The 15360-nt window shown below is 47.5% G+C and carries 11 protein-coding genes and 1 pseudogene; 3 read left to right on the top strand and 9 right to left on the bottom strand.

Going from position 1 to position 15360, the window contains the following annotated elements; all coding sequences use genetic code 11:
* Positions 1–181 (top strand): hypothetical protein (locus C7N83_RS15270; protein WP_245911189.1); only part of this gene is annotated, 181 nt, incomplete at its 5' end.
* 165 nt (positions 182–346) lie between these two features.
* On the opposite strand, the pseudogene C7N83_RS09365 reads toward C7N83_RS15270, so the two are convergent.
* Together C7N83_RS09365 and adhP are read right to left on the bottom strand one after the other, a co-directional pair.
* Positions 347–568, bottom strand: a pseudogene (locus C7N83_RS09365) (IS1595 family transposase); the annotation flags it as partial.
* A gap of 154 nt (positions 569–722) precedes the next feature.
* Entirely contained in the window at positions 723–1763 is a 1041-nt protein-coding gene (gene adhP / locus C7N83_RS09360) for an alcohol dehydrogenase AdhP (RefSeq protein ID WP_170064877.1), read from the bottom strand.
* Between the two features lie 453 nt (positions 1764–2216).
* On the opposite strand from adhP, the gene C7N83_RS09355 reads away from it, so the two are divergent.
* Positions 2217–3698, top strand: a complete 1482-nt coding sequence (locus C7N83_RS09355) for an aldehyde dehydrogenase family protein (protein ID WP_106742228.1) — start codon at positions 2217–2219, stop codon at positions 3696–3698.
* A 1013-nt stretch (positions 3699–4711) separates the two neighbouring features.
* Positions 4712–4867 carry a hypothetical protein gene (locus tag C7N83_RS14835; RefSeq protein ID WP_170064876.1) on the top strand — a complete coding sequence of 52 codons (156 nt, stop codon included), beginning with the start codon at positions 4712–4714 and terminating at the stop codon, positions 4865–4867.
* A gap of 236 nt (positions 4868–5103) precedes the next feature.
* Here the strand turns inward: C7N83_RS14835 and C7N83_RS09340 are convergent, their stop codons facing one another.
* The 7 genes from C7N83_RS09340 to C7N83_RS09310 all read right to left on the bottom strand — a co-directional run bounded on the left by C7N83_RS09340 (position 5104) and on the right by C7N83_RS09310 (position 14919).
* Positions 5104–5313 (bottom strand): hypothetical protein, encoded by a 210-nt coding sequence (locus C7N83_RS09340; RefSeq protein ID WP_106742223.1) that lies wholly within the window; start codon positions 5311–5313, stop codon positions 5104–5106.
* 37 nt (positions 5314–5350) lie between these two features.
* A complete protein-coding gene (locus tag C7N83_RS09335) occupies positions 5351–5902 on the bottom strand; it encodes a hypothetical protein (protein WP_106742222.1) in 552 nt (183 codons plus the stop codon).
* Positions 5903–6074: 172 nt separating this feature from the next.
* Positions 6075–7991, bottom strand: coding sequence for an ATP-binding cassette domain-containing protein (locus tag C7N83_RS09330; RefSeq protein ID WP_106742220.1), 1917 nt, complete (start codon positions 7989–7991; stop codon positions 6075–6077).
* Between the two features lie 110 nt (positions 7992–8101).
* Positions 8102–9412 (bottom strand): MFS transporter, encoded by a 1311-nt coding sequence (locus C7N83_RS09325; RefSeq protein WP_106742219.1) that lies wholly within the window; start codon positions 9410–9412, stop codon positions 8102–8104.
* A gap of 98 nt (positions 9413–9510) precedes the next feature.
* Entirely contained in the window at positions 9511–10983 is a 1473-nt protein-coding gene (xylB, locus tag C7N83_RS09320) for a xylulokinase (RefSeq protein ID WP_106742217.1), read from the bottom strand.
* 79 nt (positions 10984–11062) lie between these two features.
* A complete protein-coding gene (gene dalD, locus C7N83_RS09315) occupies positions 11063–12433 on the bottom strand; it encodes a D-arabinitol 4-dehydrogenase (RefSeq protein ID WP_106742215.1) in 1371 nt (456 codons plus the stop codon).
* Positions 12434–13008: 575 nt separating this feature from the next.
* The gene (locus C7N83_RS09310) at positions 13009–14919 is read right to left on the bottom strand and encodes an alpha-amylase family protein (protein ID WP_106742213.1); all 1911 of its coding nucleotides are present in this window, start codon (positions 14917–14919) and stop codon (positions 13009–13011) included.
* Between the last annotated feature and the right edge of the window lie 441 nt (positions 14920–15360).

Raw genomic sequence — 15360 nt, 5'->3', positions numbered from 1 at the left:
AGACACGGCTTTACAACGCCAAGACGCAGAACAATACCCCGACGATTACCAACGGGAAAGAGCGGTTCGCTTTAACTGCACCCAACGGGCGATTGGCACAGCGACTCAAAATCACGAAAAAAAGATTTTGAACCACCCGCCAACTGATGAAAACAAACACACCCGCTCCTTGGCGCAATGACAAACTGGCGGACAAAGCAACAGACCCATTGTTTATCTTGAGATCGCATGACTACCGGCCTTACGCCTATACAGCCAAAGGTTAAAAGCCTTATGACACACACAACCGGCAACTGAAAAACATGGCCAATGCGGTTGGAGCGGTTCATAACGGTCCATTACTTTCAGCGGCTTTACCGGCCGTACCGTGACCGTATTTACATTGACATTGTCCGCCGAAATCACTTTCATCAACGTCTACCTCTCTCCATCAAACATTTCCAAATGCGGACTGTTTTAATAAATAAGTAACCGTAAACGATGAAAGTAACAGACTGCGGTATTTTTGTTTACGCCAAACTAACCCGGATGCTGTTCGGGCGGTAACTCCTGCAACAAACAGTTCAATCGGTTTGTTTGTACCGGCTTAGACAACTTTTGCGTATAGGGATAGCTCTGACTTAATTTGAATTTCCTGAATTATCTAGGGCAGCCACTAATTTATTGCAAAGGCCGTCTGAAAATCTTTCAGACGGCCTTTGGCAGGTATTACCTTATCACGATTAATGTTCGTGACCGCAAACGCATTTCATGTCAATTACCATGCGGCCAGTAATTTTACCTTCACGCATTTCTTGGAAAATGGCCGGGGCCTCATCCAAATCACGCAATTGTACTTTCGGCACCACCAAACCTTCGGCACCGAATTGGAAGGCTTCGGCCAAGTCTTGGCGTGTGCCTACCAAAGAGCCGACCACTTCGATACCGTCCAATACCAAGCGCGGAATCGACAAGTCCATAGATTCGGGCGGCAATCCGAGTGCTACCACGCGGCCGCCGGCACGCACAGCATCAACTGCCGAATTAAATGCAGCGGAAGATACCGCAGTCACAATCGCGGCATGCGCGCCACCGACTTTTTCCTGAATCACTTTGGCCGCATCTTCTTTTTGCGGATTGATTACCAAATCGGCACCGCTTTCTTTGGCGAATTCCAGCTTGTCATCATTTATGTCGATGGCAATCACATGTGCTCCGAATACTTTCTTTGCGTACTGCACGCCCAAGTTGCCCAAACCGCCGGCACCATACACGGCAATCCATTGGCCCGGACGCACATTCGATACTTTCACCCCTTTATAAGTGGTCACACCGGCGCAGGTAATTGAGCTGGCTTGTGCAGGATCCAAACCATCCGGCACTTTCACTGCGTAATCAGCATTAACAATACAATGTGTCGCCATACCGCCGTCAGCCGTATAACCGGCATTCACTACGCTACGGCACAGAGTTTCACGGCCGGTATGACAATATTCGCAAGAACCACAGCTTTCAAACAACCATGCGATGCTCACACGATCGCCCACTTTCAGGCTTTGCACGTCATCGGCCACTTTACAGACTTTACCGATACCTTCATGACCCAAAACCCGACCCGGTTTTTCACCGTAATCACCGGCAGCGACGTGCAAATCGGTATGACACACGCCGCAATATTCAACTTCTACCAAAGCTTCACCCGATTCTAATTTACGGATGTCGCGCTCTACGACTTCTACATTACCTTCAAGAGCTTGATTCACTGCCACTGCACGCATTTTCATGGTAACACTCCTTATTTGGCTCATTGACAGAATGATATTCGATCAGAATAACCGGATGAAAGTACTTATTTAATCATATATAAATAAATAATCGTACAAGATTGTTTCATCACGGCTTAAGTATGTACGCCGGAATGAATTTAGTCAATACATAGATTATTGAATTTAATATAATTTGTTATGATATAACAAATTATATTAATAAATATTACAATTGAAAAAAACTAACTGTTTCTATATAAACTAAATACAATCGATTTTTCAGATGGCCTTTATCATGATTTGTTGATTTTATGCAATAACTCCGCCCTTACCTCTAACCTTCCGGCCTTGTTAATTCATCTTTCTTTGCACTTTTAACGCTTGAACTGCGCAGCAAAAAATACTATGCTAATCCTTAAGCATTTTGCTTACAGCCAACTACAACTGCTGAAAAATACAGGAGACAGCATCATGGCAAAAGATTTAAACGTTTTTGAAAAAGAATACGGCCTATTAATCAACGGTGAATGGACAAAAGGCAGCGAAGGCAAATTATTGACTTCGACTAATCCGGCCAATGGGGGAGAATTGGCAAAATTCGTTGATGCCAGCGATGCCGACGTAGATGCCGCCGTAGCTGCGGCGCAAGAAGCATTCAAAACTTGGAAAAAAACCACCGTTACCGAGCGTGCGGCCATTTTAAACAAAATCGCGGACATTATTGACGAAAATACCGAACTGTTTGCCCTGCAGGAAACACTCGACAACGGCAAGCCGATCCGCGAAACCCGAGCCGCCGACATTCCGCTGGCTTCCGACCACTTCCGTTACTTTGCCGGCGTGATTCGCGGTGAAGAAGGCACGGTCACCCAATTGGACGAAGAAGATTTGTCGCTGATTATGCGCGAACCAATCGGGGTGGTCGGCCAAATTATTCCTTGGAATTTCCCATTCTTGATGGCTGCTTGGAAAATCGCCCCGGCTTTGGCTGCCGGTTGTACCATTGTGTTGCACCCGTCTTCCAGCACTTCATTGAGCGTGTTGTCTTTTGCCCAAAAAATCAATCATCTGCTGCCTAAAGGTGTGTTTAACGTCATTACCGGTAAAGGCTCGAAATCAGGTGAATACATGCTGCATCACAAAGGTTTCAATAAATTGGCCTTTACCGGTTCGACCGAAGTCGGCCGCCGCATCGGTATCGCCGCTGCAGAAATGCTGATTCCGGCGACTTTGGAATTGGGCGGCAAGTCAGCCAACATTTTCTTCGACGACATGCCGTTTGATAAAGCACTTGAAGGCGCGCAAAAAGGTATTTTGTTCAACCAAGGCCAAGTGTGCTGCGCCGGTTCGCGTATTTTCGTACAAGAAGGTATTTACGACAAATTCGTCGGAGCGCTGGCTGAAGAATTCAAAAAAGTCAAAGTCGGCCTGCCTTGGGAAGATGATACCCAAATGGGTGCGCAAGTCAACGCCGGCCAATTGGAAACCATTTTGAAATACGTAAAAACCGGTGAGCAGGAAGGTTGCCACATCATCACCGGCGGTAAAAAAGTCGAAGGCGATTTGGCTGGTGGTGCATTCTTGGAACCGACCTTGATTGAAACGAAAAACAACGATGCCCGCGTGGCACAGGAAGAAATCTTCGGTCCTGTGGCAACGGTCATCAAATTCAAAACCGAAGAAGAAGTCATCAAAATGGCCAATGATTTGGAATACGGTTTGGGCGGAGGCGTATGGAGTAAAGACATCAACCGCTGTCTGCGCGTATCACGCGCATTGGAAACCGGCCGCGTTTGGGTCAACTGTTACAACCGTCTGCCTGCGCATGCACCGTTTGGCGGCTACAAAACTTCCGGTATCGGCCGCGAAACCCACAAAATGATGTTGGCTGCTTACACCCAAGTGAAAAACATCTACATCTCTACCCGTGAAGAGCGTGAAGGCATGTATTGATTTTTGATGATTGATTAAACAAGGCCGTCTGAAACATAAACTGCACCCCAAAAGTCAGGCACCCCTTCCAACTAAAAAGGTGCGGTTTTCTTCAGTTTTCTTACTGTCCGAATATACACCGGACTTCAAATACCGGGACCTACCCCATTATCACCAAGTGCACAGCCGGCAGCGCGCTTCAAAGCCTCACGCACACACCTGCGCCAGCGGATAGCCGCCTGTCGGCACCGCCGCACTGCAAAAACCGCAGGCAAACCCCTAAGCCCCACATGAAAAAAACAGGCAGCGCCATATGCGTGCGCAGAACTGCCGCCTAAAGCACATGAAAGCGCCCAACGGAAAGGAAGGGTCGCCGCCGAAGCCTGCCGGACCGTTCAAAAGCCGGGAGCGGGACACCCGCTGAAATATCTGCCATACAGTGCCGGCATCCCCAACAACAGTTTCCATTAACCCGATCCCGATGCTGCGGCCAAAACGGCTGTGGGTGAAGTATGCCGCCGACACAAAGGCCGCTGCTGCCGTATTGTCGCGGAACAAAAAAAGTCTGGTGCATTATGGGTTTGTCGGGATTATAAAGCCAAAGTCCGCAGCCAAAGAACCTGCCGCCCGCAGGCAACCGGTGGAATTTCGGCAAACATTCCCAATCGTGAATTCAGTGCCGGGAAAACGGCAGATAAGCGGTTGGCCGGCGGCGGCTGGGCCGGCAACAATCATAAATGATTACATACTGCAATCATGAACGCTTGAGTCTGGACTTAAAAAAGCTGAGCCCCGTTGCCTGCAGAACCCGGCTTGGGCCTGAAATTATCCAGCCCACCAAAACGACACCTAACTACAAATACGAATCTTTGGCCAAAAGCTACCGTCAAATCGAAGTCTACGGGCAAGACATCAGCGCGTGTGTTGACGGATATTGTCAAACGCCCCTATATCTGCCTTTAATGGCTGCCACAGCAAAACCCGCCGTACGCCGATCTTTGCATTTAACCTGATAAAAGACAGCCAAATGTGCGATGCAACCGCTGTCAGCCGCTGGTTCGGCGGAAAAAACATTGCACTGGGTACCGGTAATTTTTAACGCGCCGGATGTGGTTCGTCATTTGGGTTGGGTGGATTACGGCTTGCTGCTCATCGGCTGTCTGCTGTCTGTATTACACCTATGCCGATGAAATAAAACGATTTTTTTCCTTATTGGATGATTATGCCCTCAAGGTTGGCTGATGATGATTTAAATACAAACGAACCGTCTGGAAAATTTTTTCAGACGGCCTGAGCCTGTGCGAAAACCCGTCTTTGGCACAGGCAACGCCAAGCAAACGCAGAACACGCAGCCATATCCAATACAAGGCCAGGCATTGAGAAGCGCATTGCAGAGAAATATGTCAAAGACGGTGGTTTGCACAGATCATGCTGTAGAAAATTCCAACGTCGTTTGCATTTTTTGTTTTTTTGCCTGAAGCACCGTTTTGGGACTGTTGTCTTTCGCCGAGAATGCCGAAAAGCACGGCAAAGCCGCACCGTTTTTGAGAACATTCGAAAATCCTAAAACAATGATTTCAGCAAAACAAACGCTGTCCCGCATAAAAAATACCAATGACCCGACCTTTTCCGACATCTCGGCTTCTCTGTTCGACTTTCCAAGCAGCAATGCATTACATCCGCCCTAATTCACGTTGTAGGGCTTGGATGTTTTGCTGGCGGTCGAGCACCAAGCCTTCCAGATTTTTGATTTGCTGGTGGTCAATTGTGCCGCCTTTGACCGCACGCGCTTGTGCCAAAGATTTTTGTGCTTCAGACAATGCCCTGCGTTCGTTGCTCAATTCGGTTTCCAAAATGGCACGGCGGCTGTTACCGGCAGCAGATTTTGGGGCAGGTGCCGCAGCGGATGCCGTGGTCGGGCGAATCGGCGCAACAGGTGTTTTTCCTTTGGTGCCCACAACCCTACTTGTACTTTGATTGGTATTGTTTGCAGGCTTGGCGGCTTTACGCTGTTCGGGAGAAACAACCATTTCAGGCGCATCATAACGCGCGCTGCTGTAGCGGCCAATAGGCGGCAAATCAGGCGCATGGCAGTCACCCGACAGACGCGATGTGTACACCACCGTGCCGTTGGTTTCACAGGTATAGATTTTGCTGGCGGCTTCGGCAGGTATCGCCAACAGGCCAAGAATAGCGGCGCATGTGTTTAAAACTGGGTATTTCATGTTTATTCTGAGACACCATGCGCCCTTCTTTTTCAGACGGCATGGTGATTGCCTTAAAGTGAGTGGGATAATGTGCTGTAAGCTGATTGCATAAACAGGCACCACGCTTTTTCTGCAAAATCAGCAATCTGAGGCTTTTCAGACGGCCTTTTCATTATATGATAAAAACGGTTCAGGCAAACTTGGCATTGATTTGGGTTAAAATTTCTTCCAACTCTTGCTGCCACAGCAGCCAGTTTTCTTCTAATTCGTTTAATTTTACTTTAGTTTCAGCCAATTGCGTGAGCGTTTCCTGTAATTTGGCTTTGTTTTCATCAGAATACGCGGCTTCTTGTGCCAAAAATGCTTCACAGGCCGCCTGAATTTCGGTCAGCTTGGCAATTTCTTTCTCCGCTTTATCGATTTTCTGCTGAACCGGCTTGCCGCGTTTGGCTTTTTCCTGACGGATTTGTGCTTCGATACGCTTGGTATCTTTGCGGTTTTGCGATTGGGCGGAGGAGGCAGGTGCGACAGCAGCATTTTCCTGCGCCAAACGCCTTTGGCGGTAATCATTCAAATCGCCGTCAAACGGATTCAAACGGCCTTTATCAATCAATAAGAAGCAGTCAGTCGTCGCTTCCAACAAGCTGCGGTCGTGCGATACCACAATCAATGCACCTTGGAAACTCTGCAAAGCTAAAGTCAAAGCGTGGCGCATGTCCAAATCCAAGTGGTTGGTCGGTTCGTCAAGTAAGAGCAGATTCGGCTTTTGCCACACAATCATCGCCAAGGCCAAACGTGCTTTTTCACCACCGGAAAATGGCTCGATTTTCTGTAAGGCCATGTCGCCGACAAAGTTGAACCCGCCTAAAAAATTACGGACCTCCTGCTCACGCACTTCGGGTGAAAGCTGTTGAATGTGCCAAATCGGGCTTTGGTCATCGCGCAAGGTGTCAAGTTGGTGTTGAGCGAAATAACCGATATTGAGCTTTTCCGAGCGTACAATCTGACCGGAAAGCAAATCTAATTCGCCTGCCAAGACCTTGATAAAAGTCGATTTTCCGCTGCCGTTGACCCCCAGCAGCCCATAGCGTGCGCCGCTTTCCAGCGACAGATTCAAATCGTGCAACACCACATTTCCACCGTAGCCTAAATCCGCTTTATCCAACTTTAATAGGGGATTGGGCAAATGCACCGGATTTTCGAATTCAAACGAAAACCCGCTGTCCAAATGCGCAGGAGCAATGCGCTCCAATTTGGCCAAGGCTTTCATACGGCTTTGCGCCTGCGTCGCTTTGGTAGCCTTGGCTTTGAAACGGTCAATAAATGATTGCAGATGTTTGATTTGCGTTTGCTGCTTTACATACGCAGCTTGCTGTTGCGTCAAACGCCGGGCGCGTTCGTTTTGGTAGAAATCGTAGTTACCGCCGTATTGGGTCAGTTTCTGATTCGATAATTCGATTGTTTGTGTAGTGGTGGCATTGAGAAAATCGCGGTCGTGCGAAATAATGATTTGCGTACACGGCAGGTTGGCCAAATGGTTTTCCAGCCACAATACGGTTTCCAAATCTAAGTGGTTGGTCGGCTCGTCAAGCAGCAGCAAATCAGCACGGCACATTAAAGCCTGCGCCAGATTCAGCCGCATACGCCAACCGCCGGAAAACGCTTTCACCGGCTTGACATGTCCTTCTTGCGAAAAGCCCAAACCGCTCAATAATTTGGCAGCACGTGCAGGTGCGGTATACGCATCGATTTCTTCTAATTTGGCATGATATTCCGCCTGCTTCATGCCGTCGTTTTGTGCTTCGGCTCGACTTAAGGCTGTCTGAAGCGTTTGCCGCTCGGTATCACCCTGCAACACATAATCGATTGCCGATGTTTCCAATGCCGGTGTTTCTTGGGCCACCTCAGCAAGTTTCCATGTACGCGGAAACAGAATATCACCGCCATCTTGCATGATTTCGCCTTTTATCAACGCAAACAAGCTGGTTTTTCCGGTGCCGTTTTTACCGACCAAGCCAACGCGCTGGTTGGGGGTGATGGTGACGCCGGCTTTATCCAGCAGCACTTTCAAGCCGCGTTGTAAGGTCAGGTTTTTTAATTCAATCATGGAAAACTCTATATCAAGATGGCTAGGCGCAAAGGCGGTATTTTACCTGAAAACCATATAAAAAGGCCGTCTGAAAATAAGTTTTCAGACGGCCTCCAGCTGTTCACAAATCAAGCGTTTGTCTCTTTACATCCGTAAATATCGAAACCCGGCTGTTTCACACGCAACAGGAAAGTTACGAAGAAGGCAAAAATATACAATGCAGTATAAGCATAAACCACGCCGATGAAGCTGAACATCGGTAACACTAAGGTAGCAATCGCCGGGGCAACGAAATTCGACAAACCGGCTGACAGGTTATAAACCGAAATAGCCGCACCTTGGTGTTTCGATTCCAAAGTGGTGAACACGGCAGTCATCGGTACAAACGCCGCCACAAACCAGCCCAGCAAAACCGCCGGAATCCATGCCATCATAAATTCGGAAGTTGATGCGCCTTCTACACCGACCGGAGCCACTTTGTTGTACCAATGCGGCAAGTAGTAAAACACCAGAGATGAAACTGCCATACCGATACAACCAAACCAGCGCACTACTTTAATCCACCCCATTTTTTCGCCGACAATCCCCCAAAACACATTGGAAACCAGTGTCGTAGCAAAAAATACTGTCCAGATTTGCAGCCATTGCGAAGTGGTAAAGCCCAGTTCTTTAGTAAACATCAGCGGCATGATGACGGCGAAACCAAACAGCGACAAGGTATTGATAATGCGAATCCAGCTTGAAAACAAAATCTGACGGTTGGTAATCAGCAAAGTCACCGCGCGGCTTAATTCGCCAAATTTTTCTTTCATCGGCAAATCATGCATCGGTGATTCGGAATTGACGTTACGCAGCATCACCATCGCCACCAAACCGCCGGCAATACAGAATACCAATGCCAGCCACAACGTACCCATCTCACCCATCGCAGGGATGGTCAGGCTCGGAATAAAGCTACCGAATACACCGATACCGATGGAATAAGTTGTCCAGAACCAACCCATAGACGGGCTGATTTGGGTGCTTTTCACGTTTTGCACAATCATCACGATGAATGAATACAAAAACAGCGGATAAGCAAAACCACGGATACCGTAAAACAGCATAATCAGCGGATAGCTTTTACCTTCCAAACCGAAAACCAAAAACAAAGCGTGAAACACACACCACATGATAAAACCGATAATCATGGTCTTACGTGGGGTAATGATTTCGGCTAACACACCTGAAACCCAGGCTGACAAGGCGGCGGAAAAGCCGTAAACCGCAAAAGCCGAAGAAGATTGCGCCTCAGTAAAGCCTAAGTCAGTAATGTATTTCGACAAAAATGCCAACTCAAAACCGTCGCCTGTCATAAACAGGGCAATGGCAATGTAACCCCATACCAAATTCAACGGCATACCCAGCCATTGTTTGGTTTCTACTTCTAATTTATTCATCGTCATCCTTTGATTTGAGATTCAAAAAATGCCGTCTGAAAGCAAGCAGACAGCATTCATCATTTGCCTCTATGCTTAATAAAACACATTCAAAACGTTCAGACGGCCTGAACCTGTCTGAAAGCCTTTTCTTGTTGGTACAAAGCACGGAACAGCGCGTAACGTCTGGCTAAATAATCCGCATTAGCGGCTTCAGATTCAAAAACTTGCTCAATTTCAGGCTTGGTACAAACCTCTTTTTCATCGGCACCGGCAGCCAAGGCCGCCAAACGCGCCGCACCCAATGCACCGCCGGTTTCACCGCCTTTATGCGTAATAATCGGCAGTTGCAGAGTATCAGCCAGCAGCTTCGCCCAAAATAAACTGCGTGCACCACCGCCCAATAACGAACATTGTTTGATATGCGTGCCGCTTTCTTGTAAAACACGTACGCCGTCGGCAATACCGAAGCCCACGCCTTCAATCACGGCATAGCCCATTACCGCACGGTCGCTGCTGTGGCGGATGCCGTGGAATACACCGCTGGCAAACGGGTCGTTATGCGGTGTGCGTTCGCCTGAAAGATAAGGTAGGAAAACCGGCGCATTGGCTTTTTGTTCGGCGCTCAAGCTGGCGATTTCGACCAACAAATCCGCTTCACGCACACCAATCAGCTCACAATACCAGCTCAAACATGCCGCCGCACTCAGCATCACGCTCATTTGGTGCCAACGGTTGGGCAAAGCATGGCAGAAGCAATGTACCGCGTCTTTAGGCGCAGGATGGTAGGCTTCGTTCACCACAAACACCACGCCCGACGTACCTAGCGAGATAAATGCATCCCCCGGATTCACTGCACCAACACCGACCGCGCTGGCGGCATTGTCGCCGCCTCCGCCTGCCACGACGACTTCAACGCTCAAGCCCCATTTTTCCGCAATTTCCGGCAATAGCGCACCACTGCTTTCACTGCCTTCAATCAGGGCAGGCATGTGTTCGCGGGTCAATCCTGTAGCGGCCAATACTTTATCCGACCAGTCACGCTTGGCCACGTCCAGCCACAACATACCGGCCGCATCCGACATTTCGGATATTTTTTTACCGGTCATCAAAAAGCGGATATAGTCTTTCGGCAGTAATACCGAAGCCGTCTGAACAAAAATTTCCGGCTCATGCTTCTTCACCCACAATAATTTAGGTGCAGTAAAACCGGGCATGGCCAAATTACCGGTGATATCGTGCAAATCAGGCACGGCAGATTCCAATTCTGCACATTCTTCCGCGCTGCGGGTATCGTTCCATAAAATGACCGGGCGCAACACTTGATTGTCTTCGCCCAGCAATACCGCGCCATGCATCTGCCCCGATAAACCAACGGCCTTTACCGCATACCAAGCGTCGCCGGCTTTCTCGCGCATTTTGGCCATCAAACCGTTAGTAACCTGCCACCACTCCGCTGCCGATTGCTCCGACCATTGCGGATGAGGGCGTTGGATAGAAAGCGGTAAACCGTGTGTGCACACGATATTGGCGTTTTTATCCAGCAATAAAGCTTTAATTTCAGATGTACCGTAATCTAAACCGAGATACATGATGATTCCTTAAAGGCAATGAAAAGGCTGTCTGAAAGATATCTTTCGAAGCTTTTCTTTTCAGACGGCCTGATTCAGTTTATTTTAAAAATTCACGCGCTTTAGCAACTTGTTCGCGCATCAAAGCTTCAAAATCAGTATTGGCGGCCAATTCGCCAAACAAGGCTTTGTCTGTTGCAAATACATGAACCGGATCATCGGATTCAAACATTGCATGCACAGCAGCCTCATCCAAAATACCGTCTTGATAGGCATAAGGCAGTTTGCCTTGATGCCATTGTTCCATGAACACGAAAAAAATCGCCGGAATCAATGCGGTTGCCGCCGGACGTGCGCCTTGTTTATAGCGTTCAACCAAGGTCGGCTGGATTTGCGCCGGAATTTTAGAGAAACCGTCGGCCGCCACACGCTGATTGGTATCTTTGATGTGCGGATTGGTAAAACGCTCCAGCACCACGTCGCGGTATTTGCCCAAATCAATCAAATCATTGCCCAAGCTGGCAATCACATCTTCGGTAACGTAGTCGTAAGCAACTTGACTCACTTTGTCGTTTAAGGTGCTGTCGTGGATAAACAATTCACCCTGCAAAGTACCTGCCCATGCAATTGCGGCATGCGGTACATTCAACACGCGAATTTTGGCTTCTTCGTAAGGAATCACCGATTCTACCAATTCCACACCGACTTTTTCCAAGGCGGGACGGATATTGTCTTTGAAATTGTCTTCAATTACCCACTGGATAAAGGTCTCACCCATAACCGGCGCTTTATGGCCAATACCTGTTTTTTCTTTAATCCGTGCAGGTAAATCTTCGGCGGGACGCGGCACAATGCGGTCAACCATGGTGTTCGGCGTGGTAGCGTTTTGCGCCAACCAATCGATCAAATCATTTTGGTTGGTTAATTGCAAAAATTCCACCAAACCATCACGGAAGCGCTCACCGTTGTGGCGCACATTGTCGCAGCACAATAAGGTCACACGGCCGTCTGAAAGCTTCATGCGTTCACGCAGTATTTTGGCAATGACGCCGTAAATGGTTTCATGCCCGCCCTTCAAATCTGCCTGCAAAGCTGCATCGTTTTGTACCAACTTGAATTTGCTGTCGAGGTAATAACCTGCTTCGGTTACGGTAAAGGCAATCACTCTGGTATTTTCCGCTGCACCCGCAGCGATCAGCGGTGCCAAGTCGGCCGCCCAACGGATAGGCTGCTTGATGGATTTAATCACTTCATATTCGCGTTCATCATGCGGACTGACTGTTTCCAAAACATATTCACCGTTTTGAGCCAACATCGCTTCCACGGTATGTTCGCTGTCGTTACGAATATTACCTGCCGCAATCGCCCAACTGTCGTCGCCAGATTTCATCAGTTCATTGAGATACCATGCTTGATGTGCACGGTGAAACGAACCCAGGCCGATATGTAACCATGTGTATTGTTGACTCATTGCAAACTCCTTAAAAATTGCATTGTTGTGAAGCTGGTTTTACCAATTTTGACGAATTTCAATTTACATGCATGTAATTTAATAAAAATTATTTTTGATTTTACTTGAACTTAATACCAGGTCAAGAATTAATTTTATTACAAAATCACTAATAAATTGTGAATATTATTTTCAATTTAATTATTTAAATTCATCATGTTATAATGAACTACATTCAATAAAAAATCAAGATTGATGATAAAATTCATGAAAATCTCCCGCTTACTTATTACCTTGTAAGCATTAAATTATTTAAATTTACCATTACACTTCACTACATTAAAAAATTATGGCTGTGGCATTGTTTGAAATATAATTTCAGCTATCTTATTTACATTTAAGCCATATTCCACACTGTTTTGAGCAATGAATACAGGAACCGTAAATACGCAGCTGCTTTTTCAACCATAGTTTTGCTCAAAAATGCATCATTTCTGCTTTAATAATCCAAAAATCGTGATTTAAAAAAACAAAAAGGCCGCCTGAAAATAAGTTTCCAGACGGCCTTTAAATGGCTTTAATAAAAATTCAAAGCATTACGCGATCTCCAGCCACATCACTTGATACGGACGCAATTCTACGTCTTGATTCAATTTCACTGTTTCGCCACTGATTAAATCAGCCGCTTGGAACGGCATCGCCTGCAACGCGTGCGCGGTAATAGTTTGCGGAAACTCGCTGAAGTTGGCAAAGGCTAAGAGCGCATTGTTGCGGATGTAGCCGATGATGTGTTTGTTGTGGGTGTAGAACGTCACCAAACGGCCACCATCGAAGCGCGGATTGTTTTGGCGAATCTCAATCATATGGCGCAAACCTTGATAGATCTGGCCGGCCTTGGTCGAAATGTCGTGACGCTGGTTGTACAATTCTTCGTTGTAACGCGGACGGTGCGCCCAACGGCTGTCATCGCGTTTGTTTTCATCATACGGCCAATCGGTATCGTTTAAGGTGCCGACTTCATCGCCCAGATAAATCAACGGCAGACCACCTGTACTCATCACAATACTGTAAAGCAGTTTCAAACGGTCAACGGCAAACGGATCATTTTGCGCCAAGCCGACCAATGATGCCGCCGTACCGCTGACCCGGCAATCACCGGTAGTCGGGTTGTATTGGAACGGTTCGCCGCGCGCAAAGCTGCCCTCGTAATGGTTCACAAAGAAGCGGTTGAGAAATTGGCGGTGGTCGTAGCCGTGAATACCGAATTGACCGGCATCCTCGTCGGCAAACGTCCAGCCGATATCGTCATGGCTGCGCACATAGTTCACCCAAGCGGTATGCTCCGGCAGATTGTGGCGGTAAGTCAGTGCATGATGCAAAAGATTGATTTCGCGCGTGGCCAAAGTGTTCCACAATAATGCCATTTGCAGCGGGTTATAACCGATTTGGCATTCATTCCGGCCGATATACTGCACGACTTCATCCGGGTGGACAATGGCTTCTGATTTGAAGAACACGCCCGGTGCGGCAATGCGCATCACTGCATTAAACGCACGAACCAACGCATGCGCTTGCGGCAGGTTTTCGCAGGTTGTACCCATTTGTTTCCAAATAAAGGCCACTGCGTCCATGCGCAGAATGTCCACGCCCAAATTAGCCAAGAACATCATTTCACCAGCCATGGCATTGAATACCCAAGGATTACTGTAATTCAAATCCCATTGGAAGGAATTAAAGGTCGTCCATACCCAGCGGCTGTCTGCTAATTGCGAGAAGCCGCCCGGATGCTGGTCAGGGAAGATTTCACGCAAGGTTCGATCATATTGGTCGGGCATCCGGCGGTCGGGGAAAATATAGTAGAAATTGTCATACAGCGGATTACCGGCGGCGCATTCTACCGCCCAATGATGTTCGTTTGACGTATGGTTGAAAATAAAATCCACCACGGTAGAAATACCAGCTTCGTGCAAAGCGGTAATCACATCGCGCAAATCGTCAATCGTACCCAAGGCCGGATTGACATCACGGTAGCTGCTCACAGCATAGCCGCCGTCGCTCTTGCCTTCCGGACATTTAAACAGCGGCATCAAGTGCAGGTAAGTCAGACCCAATTCTTTAAAATAAGGGATCTTTGCTTTCAAGCCCTGCAAATTACCGGCAAACAAATCGACATAGCACACGCCTCCGACCTGCTTATTCGATAAAATCCAATCGGGATCGGCTTCACGCGCGGCATCGGTCTGCTTCAGCGGTTTGGCACGTTGCGAATAGCTTTGCCATGATTGTGCGGACAATTGTTCCAACATCGGCAAAACGGTTTCATTGTTGCCGTAAACATTATCCAATTCATACATCAAACTCGGAAAATACGTTTGCAAACGCTCGCTGAATTTTTGCCAATCCTCCGAACGTTCGACGCTTGCGCGCTGCTTGGGCGTGTAAATAGCCAAAACACGCTCTTTCAAGTGTTGGAGGGTCAAATCGACCTGCTGGGTTTGAGTCAACATAATGCCTGCTCCGCTTAAGGTAAAATATCAAACAGCCTGACTTAACAGAGGAAATTTTAAAATTTTTCTGCATCGGCAAACATCATACTGCAACTCATTATCCATGCCTAGGTGCTGCCGATAGGTTTTCATTATAATATTGCCAATCGTTTCAGACGGCCATTTACCTATCATGCCGAATTAATAAGAAAATCAGACTTATCAAATTGATTTAATATAAAAATACGCTTTAAATCATAAGAGGCTTAGGAAGCAAAATCATAAAACTTTATGGTAAGCTTCTGATATGTATATTAAAAACAAGTACCCAAAGCCCGGTAAACTTTCTGAGCAGAAATTCCGGCAAATATTACACCTTTCTGCCTCAGGTTTGACTGCTTCCGACACAGCCGGATTAACGGCTGCCAGTGTCCGAAGTGCCAACAACCCGTTCCCCAAACT

The sequence above is a fragment of the Neisseria iguanae genome (assembly GCF_003013245.1).
Classification (GTDB): domain Bacteria; phylum Pseudomonadota; class Gammaproteobacteria; order Burkholderiales; family Neisseriaceae; genus Neisseria; species Neisseria iguanae.
The sequence above is the reverse complement of the archived record's forward strand: the minus strand, read 5'-3'. Positions and strand labels throughout refer to the sequence as shown.

Coding starts and splice junctions, on each gene's coding strand:
- C7N83_RS14835 (WP_170064876.1), top strand. CDS start 4,712: ATGCAACCGCTGTCAGCCGCTGGTTCGGCGGAAAAAACATTGCACTGG.
- C7N83_RS09330 (WP_106742220.1), bottom strand. CDS start 7,991: ATGATTGAATTAAAAAACCTGACCTTACAACGCGGCTTGAAAGTGCTG.
- C7N83_RS09325 (WP_106742219.1), bottom strand. CDS start 9,412: ATGAATAAATTAGAAGTAGAAACCAAACAATGGCTGGGTATGCCGTTG.
- adhP (WP_170064877.1), bottom strand. CDS start 1,763: ATGAAAATGCGTGCAGTGGCAGTGAATCAAGCTCTTGAAGGTAATGTA.
- xylB (WP_106742217.1), bottom strand. CDS start 10,983: ATGTATCTCGGTTTAGATTACGGTACATCTGAAATTAAAGCTTTATTG.
- C7N83_RS09355 (WP_106742228.1), top strand. CDS start 2,217: ATGGCAAAAGATTTAAACGTTTTTGAAAAAGAATACGGCCTATTAATC.
- C7N83_RS09335 (WP_106742222.1), bottom strand. CDS start 5,902: ATGAAATACCCAGTTTTAAACACATGCGCCGCTATTCTTGGCCTGTTG.
- dalD (WP_106742215.1), bottom strand. CDS start 12,433: ATGAGTCAACAATACACATGGTTACATATCGGCCTGGGTTCGTTTCAC.
- C7N83_RS09310 (WP_106742213.1), bottom strand. CDS start 14,919: ATGTTGACTCAAACCCAGCAGGTCGATTTGACCCTCCAACACTTGAAA.
- C7N83_RS09340 (WP_106742223.1), bottom strand. CDS start 5,313: ATGTCGGAAAAGGTCGGGTCATTGGTATTTTTTATGCGGGACAGCGTT.